General features: G+C 71.2%; 17 protein-coding genes, 2 pseudogenes and 1 riboswitch. Of the genes and pseudogenes, 10 read left to right on the top strand and 9 right to left on the bottom strand.

Going from position 1 to position 17,632, the window contains the following annotated elements:
- Positions 1 to 103 precede the first annotated feature (103 nt).
- Both K336_RS19855 and K336_RS19850 read left to right on the top strand, forming a co-directional pair.
- A pseudogene (locus tag K336_RS19855) lies at positions 104 to 418 on the top strand (MFS transporter); the annotation flags it as partial.
- Between the two features lie 23 nt (positions 419 to 441).
- Complete coding sequence (locus K336_RS19850; protein WP_028707245.1) at positions 442 to 714, top strand: hypothetical protein; 273 nt, start codon at positions 442 to 444, stop codon at positions 712 to 714.
- Here K336_RS19850 and K336_RS16545 read toward each other — a convergent pair.
- From K336_RS16545 to K336_RS0112795, 5 genes are all read right to left on the bottom strand, one after another.
- Positions 704 to 1,600 carry a tyrosine-type recombinase/integrase gene (locus K336_RS16545; RefSeq protein ID WP_021796649.1) on the bottom strand — a complete coding sequence of 299 codons (897 nt, stop codon included), beginning with the start codon at positions 1,598 to 1,600 and terminating at the stop codon, positions 704 to 706. The genes K336_RS19850 and K336_RS16545 overlap by 11 nt on opposite strands.
- 65 nt (positions 1,601 to 1,665) lie before the next feature.
- Positions 1,666 to 1,822, bottom strand: a riboswitch (cobalamin riboswitch).
- A 14-nt stretch (positions 1,823 to 1,836) separates the two neighbouring features.
- Positions 1,837 to 2,274 carry a Fur family transcriptional regulator gene (locus K336_RS0112810; RefSeq protein WP_043120446.1) on the bottom strand — a complete coding sequence of 146 codons (438 nt, stop codon included), beginning with the start codon at positions 2,272 to 2,274 and terminating at the stop codon, positions 1,837 to 1,839.
- Positions 2,264 to 3,232 (bottom strand): metal ABC transporter permease, encoded by a 969-nt coding sequence (locus tag K336_RS16540; protein WP_081660876.1) that lies wholly within the window; start codon positions 3,230 to 3,232, stop codon positions 2,264 to 2,266. The genes K336_RS0112810 and K336_RS16540 overlap by 11 nt, the downstream gene beginning before the upstream one ends.
- Position 3,233: 1 nt before the next feature.
- Positions 3,234 to 4,070: a metal ABC transporter ATP-binding protein gene (locus K336_RS16535; protein ID WP_051245806.1), complete on the bottom strand. Its 837-nt coding sequence runs from the start codon at positions 4,068 to 4,070 to the stop codon at positions 3,234 to 3,236.
- A gap of 50 nt (positions 4,071 to 4,120) precedes the next feature.
- Positions 4,121 to 5,065: a metal ABC transporter substrate-binding protein gene (locus tag K336_RS0112795; protein ID WP_226906029.1), complete on the bottom strand. Its 945-nt coding sequence runs from the start codon at positions 5,063 to 5,065 to the stop codon at positions 4,121 to 4,123.
- Between the two features lie 196 nt (positions 5,066 to 5,261).
- Between K336_RS0112795 and K336_RS0112790 the strand changes: the two genes are divergently transcribed.
- Positions 5,262 to 6,668 (top strand): glycine--tRNA ligase, encoded by a 1,407-nt coding sequence (locus tag K336_RS0112790; protein WP_043151176.1) that lies wholly within the window; start codon positions 5,262 to 5,264, stop codon positions 6,666 to 6,668.
- A 37-nt stretch (positions 6,669 to 6,705) separates the two neighbouring features.
- Here the strand turns inward: K336_RS0112790 and nadC are convergent, their stop codons facing one another.
- From nadC to nadA, 3 genes are read right to left on the bottom strand one after another with little or no spacing between them, the layout of a single operon-like run.
- Positions 6,706 to 7,623, bottom strand: coding sequence for a carboxylating nicotinate-nucleotide diphosphorylase (gene nadC, locus K336_RS0112785; RefSeq protein ID WP_021796644.1), 918 nt, complete (start codon positions 7,621 to 7,623; stop codon positions 6,706 to 6,708).
- Positions 7,620 to 9,257, bottom strand: a complete 1,638-nt coding sequence (gene nadB / locus K336_RS16530; protein WP_051245834.1) for an L-aspartate oxidase — start codon at positions 9,255 to 9,257, stop codon at positions 7,620 to 7,622. Before nadB ends, nadC begins: the two co-directional genes overlap by 4 nt.
- An 11-nt stretch (positions 9,258 to 9,268) precedes the next feature.
- Positions 9,269 to 10,264: a quinolinate synthase NadA gene (gene nadA / locus K336_RS0112775; RefSeq protein ID WP_028707241.1), complete on the bottom strand. Its 996-nt coding sequence runs from the start codon at positions 10,262 to 10,264 to the stop codon at positions 9,269 to 9,271.
- 111 nt (positions 10,265 to 10,375) lie between these two features.
- Between nadA and K336_RS0112770 the strand changes: the two genes are divergently transcribed.
- The 4 genes from K336_RS0112770 to K336_RS0112755 all read left to right on the top strand — a co-directional run bounded on the left by K336_RS0112770 (position 10,376) and on the right by K336_RS0112755 (position 14,826).
- A complete protein-coding gene (locus tag K336_RS0112770; RefSeq protein ID WP_043151174.1) occupies positions 10,376 to 11,107 on the top strand; it encodes an NUDIX hydrolase in 732 nt (243 codons plus the stop codon).
- A gap of 94 nt (positions 11,108 to 11,201) precedes the next feature.
- Positions 11,202 to 11,963: a succinate dehydrogenase cytochrome b subunit gene (locus K336_RS0112765; RefSeq protein WP_021797222.1), complete on the top strand. Its 762-nt coding sequence runs from the start codon at positions 11,202 to 11,204 to the stop codon at positions 11,961 to 11,963.
- Positions 11,960 to 14,071, top strand: coding sequence for a fumarate reductase/succinate dehydrogenase flavoprotein subunit (locus K336_RS0112760; RefSeq protein ID WP_021797221.1), 2,112 nt, complete (start codon positions 11,960 to 11,962; stop codon positions 14,069 to 14,071). Before K336_RS0112765 ends, K336_RS0112760 begins: the two co-directional genes overlap by 4 nt.
- On the top strand, positions 14,068 to 14,826 hold the full coding sequence (locus tag K336_RS0112755; RefSeq protein WP_021797211.1) for a succinate dehydrogenase/fumarate reductase iron-sulfur subunit: 759 nt from the start codon (positions 14,068 to 14,070) through the stop codon (positions 14,824 to 14,826). The genes K336_RS0112760 and K336_RS0112755 overlap by 4 nt, the downstream gene beginning before the upstream one ends.
- Positions 14,827 to 14,984: 158 nt before the next feature.
- On the opposite strand, the gene K336_RS18890 is transcribed toward K336_RS0112755, so the two are convergent.
- Positions 14,985 to 15,242, bottom strand: a complete 258-nt coding sequence (locus K336_RS18890) for a hypothetical protein (protein ID WP_155945134.1) — start codon at positions 15,240 to 15,242, stop codon at positions 14,985 to 14,987.
- A 179-nt stretch (positions 15,243 to 15,421) separates the two neighbouring features.
- On the opposite strand from K336_RS18890, the pseudogene K336_RS20310 reads away from it, so the two are divergent.
- The 3 genes and pseudogenes from K336_RS20310 to K336_RS0112735 all read left to right on the top strand — a co-directional run.
- A pseudogene (locus K336_RS20310) lies at positions 15,422 to 15,667 on the top strand (hypothetical protein); the annotation flags it as partial.
- A gap of 394 nt (positions 15,668 to 16,061) precedes the next feature.
- The gene (locus K336_RS0112740) at positions 16,062 to 16,271 is read left to right on the top strand and encodes a hypothetical protein (RefSeq protein WP_028707237.1); all 210 of its coding nucleotides are present in this window, start codon (positions 16,062 to 16,064) and stop codon (positions 16,269 to 16,271) included.
- Positions 16,272 to 16,970: 699 nt separating this feature from the next.
- Positions 16,971 to 17,366, top strand: a complete 396-nt coding sequence (locus K336_RS0112735) for a SpaA isopeptide-forming pilin-related protein (protein WP_155945133.1) — start codon at positions 16,971 to 16,973, stop codon at positions 17,364 to 17,366.
- Positions 17,367 to 17,632 lie beyond the last annotated feature (266 nt).

The following is a 17,632-nucleotide window of genomic DNA, read 5'->3' as shown; positions in this document are numbered from 1 at the left end:
CCTCCCCCCTGCCCACCAGGGCGGCAGACTCGATCGTCTGCGCTTCGCCCCCGAGCACGCCAGGCTGCTCGTCGGCTCGGGCGTCGGCTGGGCGCTCGACGCGATGGACGTGGGCCTCCTCATCAGCGACGTCATGACGGCCCTCGCCGCCCAGTGGGGCCTGTCGAACAGCCGGCTCGGCTGGATCGGCTCGATCGGCTTCGTCGGCATGATGATCGGCGTCTCGGTCGGGGGCCTGCTCGCCGACCGGCTCGGCCGGCGCACCGTCTTCGCCCTCATCCTGCTCATCCACGGCATCGCCACCGGCGCCGCGGCCCTGTCGGTCGGCGTCGGCATGCTCATCGTCCTGCGCCTCGTCGTGGGCATCGGCCTGGGCGCCGAGCCGCCCGTCGCCTCGACCCTCGTGAGCGAGTTCGCCCCCCCCGGCGCATCCGCGGGCGCATGGTGGTCTGGCTCGAGAGCCTCTGGGCCCTCGGCTGGATCCTGGCCGCCCTGCTCGGCCGCTTCCTCGTGCCGCGGACCCTCGGCGGGGTGCCCGGCTGGCGGTGGGCCCTGCTGGTCGGGATCGTCCCCGCCGTGTTTTCGCGATCAGCTTCGTCATCGCCGCCTCGGCCCTGCTTCTGCCCGAGCGCCGAAGCCTCGACATGGTCGAGTGAGGCGGGCCCCGCCGGGGCCGTGGACGGGGCCGGCCGGGCCGCGGGGGTCAGCCCGTGATGAGGCTGTGCCCCATCCAGGAGCGCACCTGGGCCGGGGAACGGCCGCAGTCGAGCCACAGCTGGGCGGCGGTGTGCCGCAGGTCGACCAGCCGGCGGCCCCGGCCCGTGCGCGGCCAGTCGAGCGTGCGCAGCACCGAGGTGCGGTGCAGCTGGCAGCCGCGGTCGGTGGTCATGGCCAGCTGATCGGGGCGGGCCCCGGCGGTGAGCTCGGCCAGCGCGCGGGTCGCGCACTTCGAGAGCGGGACCCTCCGGACGAGCTCGGGTCCGAACTCGCGGGTGCTCACCCCCTCGGGCGTGGACCGGTGGACGACGAGGAAGCCCTCGCGCAGGTGCACGTCCCCGACGAGCAGGGAGCGGGCCTCGGCCCAGCGCAGCCCGGTGTGCGACAGGACGAGCATGACGAGCGCCAGGCGGCGGTCCTGGGCCTGCCACTGGCGGAAGGCCTCGTGGAGCTCGTCCGCGGTGAACGGCATCGCCGAGGTGGTCGGCTCGGCGGGGCGGCGGGCGGACCGGGGCACGGGGGAGCGGTCGATGAGCCCGCCCTCGCGCAGCCAGGTGAAGAAGGACGAGAGGCTGGCGCGGTAGCGGCGCACCGAGAGCTCGCCGAGTCCCCGCGAGCGGAAGTGCGCGAGGAGCTGGCGCACGTCGGACTGGGTGAAGGTGCACGGATCCTGGCGCATCCAGGGCTGCGGGATGAGGCGGAGCAGATCCTGGTCGGTGCGCAGGGTCTTGTCGGCGACGGTTCCGGCGCGGGTGGCGAGCCACGCATGGAGGTAGGTGTCCAGACGCGGGATCATCTGCGCGGTCGGCAGCGGGTGGAGGGAGGGTGCGGTGCTCGGCTCGGTCTCGTGGGGCTGTCCGAGCGGCCAGGTCGTGGCGCTCATGATGTCATCCTTTGTGCTGCATGCACGACGACATCACGGTCGCCGGTGCGTTCGCGGCAGCGGTCGAGGTTGGAATCACCGGAGCGAGCATTCCGACTCGTCGGGGCGTCCCCGACTCACGGCTGCGCGTCAGCGCCGGATTCCCACCGGCTTCCCTCGCAGAGGTGATGTGTGTTGTACGGATCGATCCTATCGCCAGGGGCCCCGGATCCACCGGCGGGGTCGTCCCGCGACCGTCAGTCCTCGAGCGGCCCGCGGGCGGCGCACTCGGGGCAGATCCCGAAGATCTCGACGTGGTGCTCGGGCTGGATGAAACCGTGCTCGGCGGCGATCGCCTCGGACCACCGCTCGGCCGGGCCGCCGCTGACCTCGACGGTGCGACCGCAGGTGCGGCAGATCAGGTGGTGGTGGTGCCGGACCGTCGAGCAGCGGCGGTAGGCCATCTCGCCCTCGGGGGTGCGCCAGGTGTCGGCCTCGCCGTTGTCGGCCAGTGAGCTGAGGACGCGGTAGACGGTGGCCAGCGAGGCCTGCTCGCCGGCCTCCACGAGCTCGGCGTGCAGCTGCTGGGCGGTGCGGAAGCCGCGGCCCTCGCCGAGGGTTCGCAGGATGAGCCGGCGCTGGCGCGTGTTGCGCGGCTGCGCCCTGTCCGTGGTGCCGGCCCTGTCAGTGCTCATCGCCCGCGTCACCGATCCTCGTCCGTGTCCTCCCGGGGACGCCCCCGCCGTCGGCGCCCCCGTCCGCGGTGTCGTGGCGCGTCATGGCGCACCGGGGGTCGGGACCCCCGCCCGTTGTCCTCACTATAGGGTCGTCGGAGGCCCTCAGCGACCTCCTGCGGGTCAGCCACGAGCCGATCGGTGCGCTGACCATGAAGACGACGATGGCGCTCACGACGATCGTCGCTCCGGAGGCGGTGTTCCAGTAGTACGAGCCGATCACGCCGACCGCGCTGACCACCAGGCCCATCCCCATCGAGGTGAGCAGCGCGCGGTGGAAGCCGGTCACGAGGTTGTTCGCCGCCGCCACGGGCACGACCATCATGGCGCTCACGAGCAGGAGTCCGACGGTGCGCATCGAGACGGCGACGGTGACCGAGGCCATGACGACGATGCACAGTTCGAGCGCCCGCACCGGCAGGCCCTGGCTCCGGGCGTGGTCCTCGTCGGCGCACACGGCGAACAGCTGCGGTGCCAGGCCGAGGCACAGCGTCACGATGACCACGGCCATGACGGCGACGACGACGACGTCCGAGGTGCTCACCGTGGTGAGCGAGCCGAAGAGGTACTGCGAGAGCACCCCCGAACCCCGGCCCGAGATGCCCGCCATGAGGACGCCGGTGGCCAGCCCGCCGTAGAAGAGGATGGCCAGCCCGACGTCGGCCGGCGCCCGGCCGCTCTGGCGGGCGAGCTCGATGGCGACCGCGCCGGCGACGCACACGGCGATGGCGATCGGTGTGGGCGCCCAGCCCGTGATCAGGGCGAGGCCGACGCCGGCGATGGCCACGTGGCCCAGGCCGTCGCCGAGCAGTGAGAGCCGCCGCTGGACGATGTAGGTGCCGACGGCCGGGCTCATGACGCCGGACAGCAGCGCCGCGACGAGCGCGCGCTGCATGAACGCGAGGGCGAGGAAGGACATCTCAGTGCTCCTGTCCGGCGTGGAGCCGTACGACCCTGGGGCCGGGCAGGATCCGGGGGTCGGGCAGGTAGGCGCCCGCCCGCGGCGCGTTCACGTGGTGGTCGCCGCTCCCGCCGCCGGTCGGTTCGAGCGGGCCGTCGTGGACCTTGTGCCCGGTGCGCAGCACGATCGAGCGGTCGATGAGCCCGGCCATCGGCCCCAGCTCGTGCATGATGACGAGGATCGACAGGCCGTCGGCCTTGAGCGTCCCGAAGAGCCCGGCGAGGCTCTCCTGGGTGTCCACGTCGAGGGCGGCCAGGGGCTCGTCCATGACGAGCAGCTCGGCCCGGCCGGCGAGGGCCCGTGCGATGAGCGCGCGCTGCTGCTGCCCGCCCGAGAGGATGCGCAGCGGGTCGCCGGCCCGGTCCGTCAGGCCGACGCGCTCCAGGGCCTCGCCGACGGCGGCACGGTCGGCGGCCCTCAGCGGACGGAAGGGCCTGCGGTGGGCGAGCCTCCCGGTGGTGACGATCTCGCGGACGGTGGCATTGCTCACCGAGGACTCGCCGCGCTGGGGCACGTAGCCGATGAGACGCCACCGCGTGAAGCGGGCGAGCGGCTCACCGAACAGCCGGACGCTGCCGGCGCTGGTCGGGACGAGCCCGAGGAGTGCCTTGACGAGGGTCGACTTGCCCGACCCGTTGGCGCCGAGGAGGGCGACCGCCTCGCCCCGGTGCACCTGCACGTCGATGTCGACGAGGATCTGGTGCCCGTCGAGGGTGACGCACAGCCCGCGGCACTCCAGGACCGTCCCGTCCCCGTCCTCCGGGGCGGCCGTGCGCCCCCTCGTCGTCCCGTCCATCCCTGCTCCTCCTCGTCGTGCCCGGCGTGCCGTGTCCGGCGCCCGGCGGTTCACCCGCACCGGTTCGCCGTCCTGAGGGCGGCGAGGTTCGACTCCATGACCTCGATGTAGTCGTCGCCCCGCGACTGGTCGGTGATGCCCTCGAGCGGGTCGAGCACGTCTGTGGCCAGGCCCAGGTCCCCGGCGATCGAGCTCGCGACCTTGTCGGAGACGAGGGTCTCGTAGAAGATCGTCGTCACGCCGTTGTCGCGGGCCAGCTGCTGCACCCGCGCGATGCGCGCCGGCGAGGGTTCCTCGTCCGGGGACAGCCCCGAGATGCCGATCTGGTTCAGCCCGTAGCGGGTGGCCAGGTAGCCGAACGCCGCGTGCGTCGTCACGAAGGTCTTCTGCTGGCATTCCCCGAGCGCGGCGAAGTCGGCGTCGAGCCGGGTGAGTCGCTCGACGAGGGTGTCGGCGTTCGCCCGGTACTGCTCGGCGTGCTCGGCATCGAGCTCGCTCAGCTCGTCGCGCACGGCGTTCGTGATCGTGATCATGTTCCGCGGATCGAGCCACTCGTGGGGGTCCTTGGCGAAGTGCTCGTCGTCGTCCCCGGCGTCGTCCTCGCCGAGGTCGACGGACTCGACGGGATCGGCGAGGGGGACGATCGAGGCGACGTCGATCGAGGCCTTCGGCGCGCTCTGCGCGACGGCGTCGTCGACGGCCGCCTGGAATCCGGTCTGGTAGAGCACGAGGTCGGCCTGGCCGAGGGAGGCGGTCTGCTGGGCGGTGAGCTCCAGGTCGTGCGGCTCGGAGCCGGGCTGGGTCAGGTTCGTGACCTGCACGAGGTCCCCGCCGACCTGTTCGGCGACGAACTGGAAGGGGTAGAAGGCGGCCACGACGTCGAGGCCGTCGGTGCTCCCGCCGGCGCCGGACGACGAGCAGCCGCTCAGGGTCAGCGCGCCGGCGAGCACGGCGGCGGCGGCGCGCAGGGTCACGGGTGCGGATCGAAGTCTCATGAGAGCCATTCTGGATCGGCTCGGCTCTAAATGCAAATGATTCGCAAGAAGATGGGTCGCCCCGGCCCGGGCCCGCCGGGGCGTCCGCGCTGCGGTGCGCGGGGCACCGCCGGACCCGCTTCGGGCATGATGGGCCACGGGCCAGCGGGCCCGCGCCGGTGCCAGCCAGGTATCGGCCCGTCGCCGGTCATCCGGCATGACGAAGGAGCCATCAGTGGCAGAGAGCAAACTCGACAGGGTCATCGGCCTGTGCAAGCGGCGCGGATTCGTCTTCCCCTGCGGCGAGATCTACGGCGGGACGCGCGCGGCCTGGGACTACGGACCGCTGGGCGTCGAGCTCAAGGAGAACATCAAGCGCCAGTGGTGGCGCAGCACGGTCACGAGCCGCGGCGACGTCGTCGGTCTGGACTCGTCGGTCATCCTGCCGCCCCAGGTGTGGGTGGCCTCGGGCCACGTCGCGGTCTTCAACGACCCGCTCGTCGAGTGCCTGTCCTGCCACAAGCGCTTCCGCGCCGACCAGCTGGCCGAGGAGTACGCGAACCGCAAGGGCATCGCCGACCCCGACACCGTCGAGGCCGCCGAGATCCCCTGCCCCAACTGCGGCACCCGCGGCCGGTACACCGAGCCGCGCGACTTCAACATGATGCTCAGGACCTGCCTCGGTCCGGTCCAGGACGAGTCCGGGCTGCACTACCTGCGCCCCGAGACCGCCCAGGGGATCTTCATCAACTTCAAGAACATCCTCACCACCACGCGCATGAAGCCCCCGTTCGGCGTCGCCCAGACCGGCAAGAGCTTCCGCAACGAGATCACGCCCGGCAACTTCATCTTCCGCACCCGCGAGTTCGAGCAGATGGAGCTGGAGTTCTTCGTCGAGCCCGGCACCGACGAGGACTGGCACCAGTACTGGATCGACCACCGCAAGGCCTGGTACACCGGCCTGGGCATCGCCGAGGAGAACCTGCGCCTCTACGAGCACCCGGCCGAGAAGCTCTCGCACTACTCCAAGAGGACCGTCGACATCGAGTACCGCTTCGGCTTCGCCGGCGGCGACTGGGGCGAGCTCGAGGGCATCGCCAACCGCACCGACTTCGACCTTGGCACCCACGCCGAGCACTCCGGAGCCGACCTGACCTACTTCGACCAGGCCAGGAACGAGCACTACCTGCCGTACGTCATCGAGCCCTCGGCCGGCCTGACCCGCTCCCTCATGGCCTTCCTCGTGGACGCCTGCACCGAGGACGAGGCCCCGAACACGAAGGGCGGCGTCGACAAGCGCACCGTGCTGCGGCTCGACCCGCGCCTGGCCCCCGTCAAGGTCGCCGTGCTGCCGCTGAGCCGCAACGAGCGGCTCTCCCCGAAGGCGCGCTCCCTGGCCGACGAGCTGCGCGGGGTCTGGAACGTCGATTTCGACGATGCCCAGGCCATCGGCAAGCGCTACCGCCGCCAGGACGAGATCGGCACCCCCTTCTGCGTGACGGTCGACTTCGACACCCTCGACGACGACGCCGTGACGATCCGCGAGCGCGACACCATGACCCAGGAGCGAGTCGGGCTCGCCCGGGTGAAGGACTACCTGGCCGTCCGGCTGGCCGGCTGCTGAGCCCGCCCGGCGCCGCGTCCGCGTCGGCCCCGCCGTGTCAGTCCAGGTCCAGGCCCAGGTCAAGCACGGGGGATGAATGGGTGAGCGCCCCCACGGCGACGTAGTCGACCCCCGTGGCGGCGACGGCCGCCGCGTCGGGCAGCACGAGGCCCCCGCTCGCCTCGGTGCGCACTCCCACGGGCCGGCACAGCGCCACGGCCTCGGCCATGGACGCCGGCTCCATGTTGTCGAGGAGCACGAGCGAGGCCCCCGCGGCGACGGCCTCCCGCACCTGCTCGAGGGTGTCGCACTCCACCTCGCAGGGCAGTCGCGGCGCGTGCGCCCGGACCGACTCGAGGGCCGCCGCCACCGAGCCGGCCGCCGCGACGTGGTTGTCCTTGACGAGTGCCGCGTCGCCGAGCCCCATCCTGTGGTTCGCCCCTCCTCCGCAGCGCACGGCGTACTTCTGAAGGGCCCGCAGACCGGGCACCGTCTTGCGGGTGTCGCGCACGACCGTTCCCGTGCCCGCCAGCGCGTCGGCCCAGGCGGCCGTCGCGGTCGCCACGCCCGAGAGCTGCCCCAGCAGGTTGAGCATCGTGCGCTCGGCGGTGAGCAGGCAGCGCAGCTGCGTCCGGATGCGCAGCACCGTCCGTCCGGCGGACACCGGCCGCCCGTCTTCGACGAGGACCTCCACCGTCGCGTCGACGCCCCGGGCCCGGGCGAGGCGGTGGACGACCGCGGCCGCCACCGGGATCCCCGCCAGACGGCCGTCGCCCCGCGCCACGACCGATGCCGAGCCCCGCGCCCCGGCCGGAAGGATCGCGTCCGTCGTGACGTCCGGGCCCAGGGCCAGGTCCTCCCGCAGCGCCCCGTCGACGACCTCCAGCACGCCGCGCGGGTCGAGACCGGCGGCGCGCAGGGCATCCGGCACCCGCTCGGGCCCCAGGACGCCGGGCGCCGTCCCCGGGGCGCTCATCGCGGACCCTCCGCGTCGTCGCACCGGCCCACCGGGACGTCGCGGACGCGCGGTCGGCGCTCGTCGTCCAGACTCCAGTCCTGGTGGACCAGCCAGGCGGGGTCCTCCACGAGCAGATCGGCCCTGCGGTGGCAGCCGCGCGACTCGCGTCGGCGCCGGGCGGCGCGGGCGAGGAGCGCCGCGACGAGGGCCGTGTTCGTCGCCGTGAGGCTCGCGTCGTCCAGCCCCGCGGCCCGCCCCGGCTCCTGCGCCGCCGCCTCGACCAGGGCGAGGCCCTCGTCGGTGCGCAGCACCCCGGCGTACTCGGCGAGGAGCCGGCGGATGCCCCCGGTGGCGCCGCCGTCCGCCGGCGGGGACGAGGGGCGCGCGACCGGCGGTCCGGGACGGGGGAAGTCGGCGATGATGGCCTCGGCGGCCCTCCGCCCCATGACGAGCCCCTCGGTGAGGGAGTTCGAGGCGAGACGGTTGGCCCCCTGGACCCCGGTGCAGGCGGCCTCGCCGACGGCGTGGAGCCCGGGCACGTCGGTCCGTCCCGCCATGTCGGCCCGGACGCCGCCGCAGTGGTAATGGGCGCCGGGGCGCACGGGGATCGGTTCGGTGACGGGATCGACGCCGCGCTCGCGGCACATCCGCAGGATCGAGGGGAACCGCTCCCGCCAGGCGGCGGCGCCGAAGGCGGTGGCGTCGAGGAACAGGTGGGGCTCCCCGGTGCGGGCCATGTGGGCGTGCTCGGCGGACGAGACGACGTCGCGCGGCGCAAGGTCGGCGAGCTGGTGCACCCCCGCCATGATCCGCGCGCCCCCGTGGTCGACGAGGAGGGCGCCGTCCCCGCGCACGGCCTCCGAGATGAGGACGCCGCGGTCGCCGGGTCGGCGCCATCGCGGCGGGACGACGAGCACCGTGGGGTGGAACTGGAGGAACTCGACGTCGCGGGCCCGCGCCCCGGCTCGCAGCGCCGCGGCGAGGCCGTCGCCCGTGCACACCGGAGGATTCGTCGAGGTCGGCCACAGGCCGGCGATCCCGCCGGAGGCGAGCACGACGGCGCCGGCGAGGATGCTTCCCGTCCGGCCGCGTCCGTCGAGGACCCGGGCGCCGCAGGCCTCGCCGTCGGCGTCGGTGAGGACGTCGACGACGCGCACCGACTCGCGGACGTCCAGGCGGGCCCGACCGCGGAGCGCCGCCACGAGGGCCCGGTGCACCTCGTGCCCCGACCGGTCGCCGCCCGCGTGGAGGATGCGCCGGGCGCTGTGGCCGCCCTCCAGGTGCAGGTCGGCGCCTCCGTCGGGGCCCGTGTCGAAGCGCGCGCCCAGCGCGATGAGCCGGCGCAGCGCCTCCGGCGCCTCGGCGGCGAGCGCGCGCACCGGGCCCGGTTCGCACAGCCCGGCCCCGGCCGTCAGCGTGTCCGCGACGTGCGAACGGGTCGAGTCCTCGGGCGACCACACCGCAGCGAGCCCGCCCTGCGCCCAGTCGGTGCTCGAGTCGGACAGCGAGGCCCGCGTGAGGATCGTCGTGGGGACGCCCGAGCGGCAGAGGCACCAGGCGGTCGTGAGCCCGGCCACGCCGGAACCGACGACGAGGACGCCGGTGCGCAGGGGCCTGTCCTCGGCTCCGTGGGGCAGTTCCCAGCCGTGCACGGCGCCCACCCTCACTCGCCCCCGCCGGTGCGCCCGATGGCGATCATGCGCTCGACGGCGACGCGGGCGCGGGCCGCGATCCGCTCGTCCACATGGAGCTCGTCCCGGCCCTCGCGCAGGCAGCGCAGCAACTTCTCCGGGGTCGTGAGCTTCATGAAGGGGCAGGCCGCGCGCGGGTTCACCGCGGTGAAGCGGGTGGCGCGGTTCGCCCGGCGCAGCTGGTGGAGCATGCCCACCTCCGTCGCGACGAGCACCTCGCCGGCCCGCGTGCTCCTCGCGGCGTCGAGCATGCCGCCGGTCGACAGCACCCTGGTGCGCCCGGGCGGCAGCTCGCCGCGTCCGGCGAGCCACAGCGCGGCGGTCGTGCACCCGCACTCGGGGTGGACGAACAGCTCGGCCTCGTGGTGCTCGTGCACCCGGTCGATGAGCTCGGCGGGGGAGATCTCGGCGTGGACGTGGCACTCCCCGGGCCACACGCGGATGGTGTCGCGCCCGGTCATGCGCCGCACGTGCGCCCCGAGGAACTGGTCGGGGCAGAAGAGCACCTCCCGGTCGGCCGGCACCGAGGCCACGACCTCGACGGCGTTCGACGAGGTGCAGCAGATGTCCGACTCGGCCTTCACCTCGGCGGTCGTGTTGACGTAGCTCACCACCACCGCGCCGGGGTGCTCGCGCCTCCAGCCCCGCACCTGGTCCGCGGTGATCGAGTCGGCCAGGGAGCAGCCGGCCCCCGCGTCGGGGATGAGGACACGCTTGCCGGGGGACAGGAGCTTGGCGGTCTCCGCCATGAAGTGCACCCCGGCGAAGACGATGGTGCCCGCGTCGCAGTCCGCCGCGATGCGCGACAGCGCGAGCGAGTCCCCGACGTGGTCGGCGACGTCCTGGATCAGCGGCGGCTGGTAGTTGTGAGCCAGGATGACCGCATCCTGCCCGGCGGCCTCCCGGCGCACGGCGTCGGCCCAGGCGCGGACGGCCGGTGCGGGATCGGTGGTCGCGGTGGTGGTCATTGGGTTCCTCCCGTCCTCGGGATCGCTGCCGATCAAGTTACTGCTCATGAGTCGATAACATAGCTTAATATCGTCTCCAAGTCGAAAATTCGGGGGCGGTACCATCATGCCGTGTCGAGTGAGCCCTTCCGCGATGGTCATGGCGTGGCGAAGTTCCGCCATGAGGTCATCGCCGTGATCCTCCGCGTGTCGCCGGTCGGGGGCGCGCGGCTCGAGGTGCTGGTCTGGCGCCGGACCCGTGAACCCTTCACCGGCAGGCTCGCCCTGCCCAGCGGCCCGGTCGACGCGGGGGAGACGATGGACGAGGCCCTGGAGCGGCACTTGGCGACGAAGCTCGACCTGACCGACCTGGGGCACTGCGAGCAGCTCGTGACCCTGTCCGACCCCGGGCGCGACCCCTTCGAGCGCACCATCGCCACCGCCTACGTCGGGCTCGTCGGGCCGTCCGTCGAGCCCGGCGGCGACTCGGCAGGCCGCTGGGAGCCCCTCGCGGGGCTGGGTGGGATGGCCTTCGACCACCGCCGCATCGTCACGGCGGCCCTGGGGCGGGTGCGGGCCAAGCTGTCGTACACCAACATCGCGTACGCCCTGGCCCCGGCCGAGTTCACCCTCGCGCGGCTGCGCGACCTGTACATCGAGGTGCTCGGCCACGACGTCGACGCGACGAACCTGGGCCGCGTCCTGGGCAGACGGGGCGAGATCGTCGCGACGGGCCGCCTGTCGACCCCCGGGGCCGGTGGAGGGCGGCCCGCCCGCACCTATAGGTTTGGATCATCCGGCTACCGCGTGACGGACCCGTTTGCGGTTCTCAGACCAGTGAATCCGGTCGCCCCGACCGAATAGGTCTGCAAATCGTCCCAAAGGTGCGTCCCGATGCCGCGTGCCCCCGGCGAAGGGCATATGGTAGGACCAATTCATCACCCGATTGGAGTAACCCATGAGCGTCACCGAGAAGGCGCGAGGACAGGGGGACACGGTCGTCCGGCAGAAGCTGAACCAGCATCCGTCGAACGTGACCCTGAAGCTGATCATGGCCGCCACCGGCACGATCTTCGTTCTCTTCGTCTTTGTCCACATGGTCGGCAACCTCAAGCTGTTCCTCGGCGCCGAGGACTACAACGCGTATGCGGCCTTCCTGCGCACCTTCCTCTTCCCGTTCCTGCCCTACGAGGGTCTGCTCTACGTCATGCGCCTGGCGCTCGGCGTCTGCCTGATCCTGCACGTGTGGGCCGGTCTGACGATCTACGTCCGCGGTCGCAGGGCCCGCGGCGGGTTCTCCCGCAAGGGCATGAAGAAGAAGGCCTGGTTCGCCAAGTACATGGTCGTCGAGGGCGTCCTGCTCCTCGCGTTCATCATCGTCCACCTGCTCGACCTCACCATCGGCCGCGGCCTCGCGCCCTCCCGGTTCCAGGAGGCCACCCACGAGATGGTCGGCAACGAGATGGTCGTCCACGCGCACGCCTACGAGAACCTTGTCGCCAGCTTCTCCCGCCCGTGGATGGCGATCTTCTACACGGTCATCATGATCGTCGCCGCACTGCACATCGGCCAGGGCGGCTGGAACGCCGTCAACGACTTCGGCGGCACCGGCCCGCGTCTGCGCAAGATCTGGCTCATCGCCTTCCTGCTCATTGCGCTCATCATCATGGTCTGCAATGGCGCCCTGCCCATGCTCGTCCTGTCTGGGGTGATCTCATGACCAACATCATCAAGAACGTCATCGGCGCGGTCGCCGAGAAGCTCGACGTCACGCCGCCGGCGGGCGCGACCCCGGTTCCGGCCCCCGCGGCCGCCGGGCACGACCCCAGCCGCCCCCTCGTCCGTCCGAACGACGCCCCGCGCAAGCGCGACGTGCTCGGCCCGGCGCAGAAGGCCGCAGGCTACGAGGTGGGCCCCGAGCTCGACGCCCACGTCCCCGAGGGAGATCCGCTGACCGCCTGGAGCCGTCGTCAGGACGAGTACAGGCTTGTCAACCCGGCCAACCGTCGCAAGATGAAGATCATCATCGTCGGCACCGGCCTGTCGGGCTCCGGCGCGGCGGCCACGCTCGGCCAACTCGGCTACGACGTCGACTGCTTCTGCTTCCACGACTCGCCGCGGCGCGCCCACTCGGTGGCCGCCCAGGGCGGCATCAACGCGGCCCGCGCCCGCAAGATCGACGGCGATTCGCTCAAGCGCTTCGTGAAGGACACGGTCAAGGGCGGCGACTACCGCGGTCGCGAGGCCGACGCCGTGCGCCTCGGCATCGAGTCCGTCAAGGTCATCGACCACATGTACGCCATCGGCGCCCCGTTCGCCCGCGAGTACGGCGGCCAGCTGGCCACCCGCTCGTTCGGCGGCGTGCAGGTCTCCCGCACCTACTACACGCGCGGCGAGACCGGCCAGCAGCTTGAGGTGGCCTGCTCGCAGGCGCTCCAGGAGCAGGTCGACGCCGGCACCGTGAAGATGCACAACCGCATGGAGATGCTCGACCTCGTCGTGGCCGACGGCCGCGCCCAGGGCATCGTCACCCGCGACCTGCTCACCGGCGAGGTCCGCGGCTGGACCGCTCACGTCGTCGTGCTGTGCACCGGCGGCTACGGCTCGGTCTACCACTGGTCGACGCTGGCCAAGGGCTCGAACGCCACCGCCACATGGCGCGCGCACCGTCACGGCGCCTACTTCGCCAGCCCCTGCTTCCTCCAGTTCCACCCGACCGCCCTGCCGGTCAGCCAGCACTGGCAGTCCAAGACCACGCTCATGAGCGAGTCGCTGCGCAACGACGGCCGCATCTGGGTGCCGAAGAAGCCCGGCGACGACCGTCCCGCCAATGACATCCCCGAGAACGAGCGCGACTACTACCTGGAGCGCAAGTACCCGTCGTTCGGCAACCTGACCCCCCGCGACGTCGCCTCCCGCAACGCCCGCACGCAGATCGACTCCGGCCACGGCGTCGGCCCGCTGCACAACTCGGTGTACCTGGACTTCAAGGACGCCATCAGCCGTCTCGGCAAGGAGACGATCAAGGAGCGCTACGGCAACCTGTTCGACATGTACCTCGACTGCACGGGCGAGAACCCGTACGAGGTGCCCATGCGCATCGCCCCCGGCGCCCACTTCTCGATGGGCGGCCTGTGGGTCGACTTCGACCAGATGAGCAACATCCCCGGCCTGTTCGTGGGCGGTGAGGCGTCGAACAACTACCACGGTGCGAACCGCCTGGGCGCCAACTCGCTCCTGTCGGCCAGTGTCGACGGCTGGTTCACCCTGCCGCTGGCGGTGCCGAACTACCTCGCCGGGTTCGTCGGCAAGCCGGTCCTGTCCACCGAGGCCCCCGAGGTGCGCGAGTCGATCGCCTACGTCGAGGACCGCATCAACAAGCTGACGAGCAACAACGGCACTCGTCGTCCCGAGTGGTTCCACCGCCGCCTCGGCGACATCCTCTACGAGGGCTGCGGCGTGAGCCGCGACGAGGCCGGTCTGAGCAGGGCCCTCGGCGAGATCCGGGAGCTGCGCGAGGAGTTCTGGCGCGACGTCACGGTCGTCGGCTCCGACGACCGTCTCAACCAGGAGCTCGAGAAGGCGGGCCGGGTGGCCGACTTCCTCGAACTGGCCGAGGTCATGGTCCTCGACGCCCTCGACCGCCGTGAGTCGGCCGGTGCGCACTTCCGCACCGAGTACGCCACCCCGGAGGGCGAGGCCAAGCGGAACGACGACGAGTGGTGCGCCGTGTCCGCGTGGGAGACCCGTCCCGACGGCACCCATGTCCGCCACAGCGAACCGCTCAACTTCTCGCTGATCGATCTGCAGGTGAGGGATTACCGATGAAGGTCACACTCGATATCTGGCGTCAGGACGGACCCGACGCCGAGGGGTACTTCGAGACCCATGTCATGGAGGACGTCGAGCCCGAGCTCAGTCTCCTCGAGATGCTCGATCAGCTCAACGACGAGATCGTCGGGGCCGGCGGCGAGCCGATCGTCTTCGAGTCGGACTGCCGTGAGGGTGTCTGCGGATGCTGCGGCTTCCTCGTCAACGGCAAGCCGCACGGCCCGCTGGCCAACACGCCGGCCTGCCGTCAGCACCTGCGCTCGTTCCCCGAGGTCACGCACTTCACGATCGAACCCTTCCGCTCGGCGGCCTTCCCGGTCATCCGCGACCTCGCGATCGACCGTTCGGCCCTCGACGAGCTCGTCCAGGCCGCCGGCCACGTGAACGTCATGACCGGCACCGCCCCGGACGCCGACACCGTGCCGCAGGACCACCTGACATCCGAGCAGGCCATGGACTACGCCATCTGCATCGGCTGCGGCGCCTGCGTCGCCGCCTGCCCGAACGGCTCGGCCATGCTGTTCGCGGGCGCCAAGCTCGCTCACCTGGCCAAGATGCCGCAGGGCAGGCAGGAGCGCAGCCGTCGGGCCCGCAAGATGGTCTCGATGCTCGACGAGAACTTCGGCCCCTGCTCGCTGTACGGCGAGTGCGCCGTGTCCTGCCCGGCGGGCATCTCCCTGGCGGCCATCGCCACGGTGAACAAGGAGCGCTGGCGCTCCGTCCTGCGCGGGCGCCACTCGCGTGAGAACTGATCGCGACCATCGATCATCCTGAACGGAAGGGTCCGGTGCCGGAGCACCGGACCCTTCCGTCATCCGGTCCGGATCCGGGTCCGGTCATCGCGTTCCATCGCCGAGAGGCGACCCATGGTCTCTGTCAACTGCCCCATCATGTGACGCGTCGGTGGTCATCAGGGGGCCAGCATCATCGTTTCGCCGTCTTCACAAGGTATTTCATCATTTTTCGGATCCCTGGCGCTTCCGGGGCGAGGCGGCTTGACAGGCAGGGTCGGTGCGGACTCTTGTGTGAAAAGATTGAAAATCAGATTTACCTGAAGGGTGGAACGCCATGCTCCCGGGGCTGACAAGGCCGTCAACGTGTCTGCGAACCTGCTGCTCGCGGCGCCCTCCGCGGCACTGATCAGCGCGTCGTCTGCTGGCTGCTGCACTTGGTGTGCGCTCCTCATGACCATGCTCGCCGTACTCCAGGGGCACTGGGAGCCGGCCTTCGCGGAGCAGTCCTGCGCCGGCTCGTTCTTGGACTTCTCCTGGCGCGAGGGCGTCAGCGTGACCGACGACGGCGTCTTCGAAAGCCGCCTTCGGCGGGGCCGCCACGGTCGTCTTCCACTGGTCGGTCAAGGAGGGCTCACGCGCTGGCGACTACTTCACCCTGCAGATCCCCGAACCCATCAGACGCGAGCGGACGCTCGCTCCGTTCTGGCTCGACTCGCCCACCGGTGAGCACATCGCCCGTGTGACCTGGGACGGGCAGACCACCAGAGTTCACGTTGACGGACTACGTCGAGACCCACAGCAATGTCTCCGGGGATGCGAACTTCGGCGTCGACTGGCAGGGCGAGACCCGCCCCGGTGATTACCAGTTGAACTTTCGGGGGCTGTGACGGCAGCGGCGGCACCCTGCCCGCGCACCTGCTCCAGGAGCCCCCGCCGGGCTACTTCCAGAAGAACGGCAAGAGCGGCTCGGTCAGTGAGGCCGACTCCAACATCATCCGGTGGATCGGTCTCAACAGCGCCACCGCCGGCGACGTCCACGAGCCGACGGTCATCCACGACCCCGGTGGTGACGGCTATGTACTCGGCTGCGACGGGATGACCATCGCCGATCGCACCCCTCGCCGTACACGGGCATCGACGACGAGAACTACGTCGACACCGACCGCTGGTCCTGCCGGGAGGAGAACAGTGGGGTCACCGTCACCTTCGAACCGGATCGTTTCGGCCGATACGTCCGGTGGAACGAAGCACTGATGATCATCGTCAACGGGCGGCTGACCCCCGACTACAAGGACTGGGACCGCCTGCACAACGTGGTCGACGTCGACAACAGTCCTCAGGAGGCCAGTCGGCCCGATCCGGGCATGACGACGGACCACATGGAGGGCCTATGCCGAGGTGCCGCAATCCGGTGGTTCTGGAATCGGCGAGACCGCGACCTTCTCGATCATCAAGTACGCTGATGGCGACGGTCAGCCTGAGGCGGGCCAGGAGTTCGTCTTCGAGTACGAGTGCCTCGGAGACGACTTCATGCCGTTCTTCCCGACCACTGTCGGGGGAGCACCAACAAGGCATCGACGAAGTCCTCCGCCACGTGCACCATCCGCGAGAAGGACCTTCCCCCGGGAAGTGGCGGTGCGCTACTCGGTGGCCAATCCCGACAGCGGTGCAACGGTCGGCGACAACACGGCGACCCTGACCTTCGCCGACAACGCGCCTGCGGATGTGAAGGATCTGCGTCGTCAACACCTTCCCCGGAAACATCCCCATCTTCACCGCCGGGAGGAGGACCTCCGAGGACAGGGCGATCATCAACGGCGGCGACACCGAGCTGCACCGTCGGTACGCGGTGACTGCCCGCACCACCGGCCCCGCCGGCGGTGGCCTCCCCGAGATCATCGACCGTCCGGGGGTCCCCGGGGGGGGGTTTCCGGCTGGACGGCGTCGATGTCGATGGACAGCCGGCGGCCGCACTCGGCGGCGGTGCCTACCGACTCAGCTCGGGCGACCACCTGGATCCGGGGCAGGAGAAGCAGGACAGGATCACCGTGCACTATGCGGTGGAGCCCAATGCGATCACGGCGAGCGGACGGGATGCTCTCGGGAGTTGCGACGGCGGGAACGACTCGGATCCGACCGGGGGCCTCTGCGACAAGGTCACCATGGAGGACGATGCCGACGGCCCCGAGAACAACGATGCCTGCACCACCGCCGAGCTCCGCGGCTCCCTCTCCTGGGAGAAGGTCGATGCCGAGGGCAATCTGCTGGCGGGGTCGTCCTGGCGGATCCAAGGAGGCTACGACACCCAGAACTGGACGACGGTCGAGGGCTGCACCGGCGACTGCCGGCCGGGGGAGTGCGCGGACCAGGACCCCGAACCGGGGAGGTTCAGGATCGATGGGCTCGGCCTGTTCTACTACTGGATCAAGGAGCTGAACGCGCCCGAGGGCTACGACAAGTTCTCCACGGCCACCTGTGTCTTCCCCTCGATCAAGGTCGGTGGCCTGAGCGCGAGACTCGAGCCGCGCAGCACCGGGGGCAGTCCGAGGTCCTGCTGATCGATGACCGGGGAAGCCGAGCGCCGCGCCGGTCTGGATCGGGGCAGTCCGAGGATCCTGCTGGTCAATGACCGGGGGCAGATCGTCAACAACCCCAAGGGCACGGTCGTGTGGAGGAAGGACGATGACTCCGGAAAGCCGCTGGCCGGCTCCGTCTGGCACGTCAGGGGCGGTGCGGGCAAGGTCGCCGTCGACGTGACCGACTGTGTCGCGGACAACGCTGACGGGTGCGGCAAGGATCCCTGCGCGGACCAGGACCCGGCTCC

It is taken from the genome of Propionibacterium acidifaciens DSM 21887 (genome assembly GCF_000426605.1).
In the GTDB taxonomy this organism is placed as follows: domain Bacteria; phylum Actinomycetota; class Actinomycetes; order Propionibacteriales; family Propionibacteriaceae; genus Propionibacterium; species Propionibacterium acidifaciens.
The sequence above is the reverse complement of the archived record's forward strand: the minus strand, read 5'-3'. Positions and strand labels throughout refer to the sequence as shown.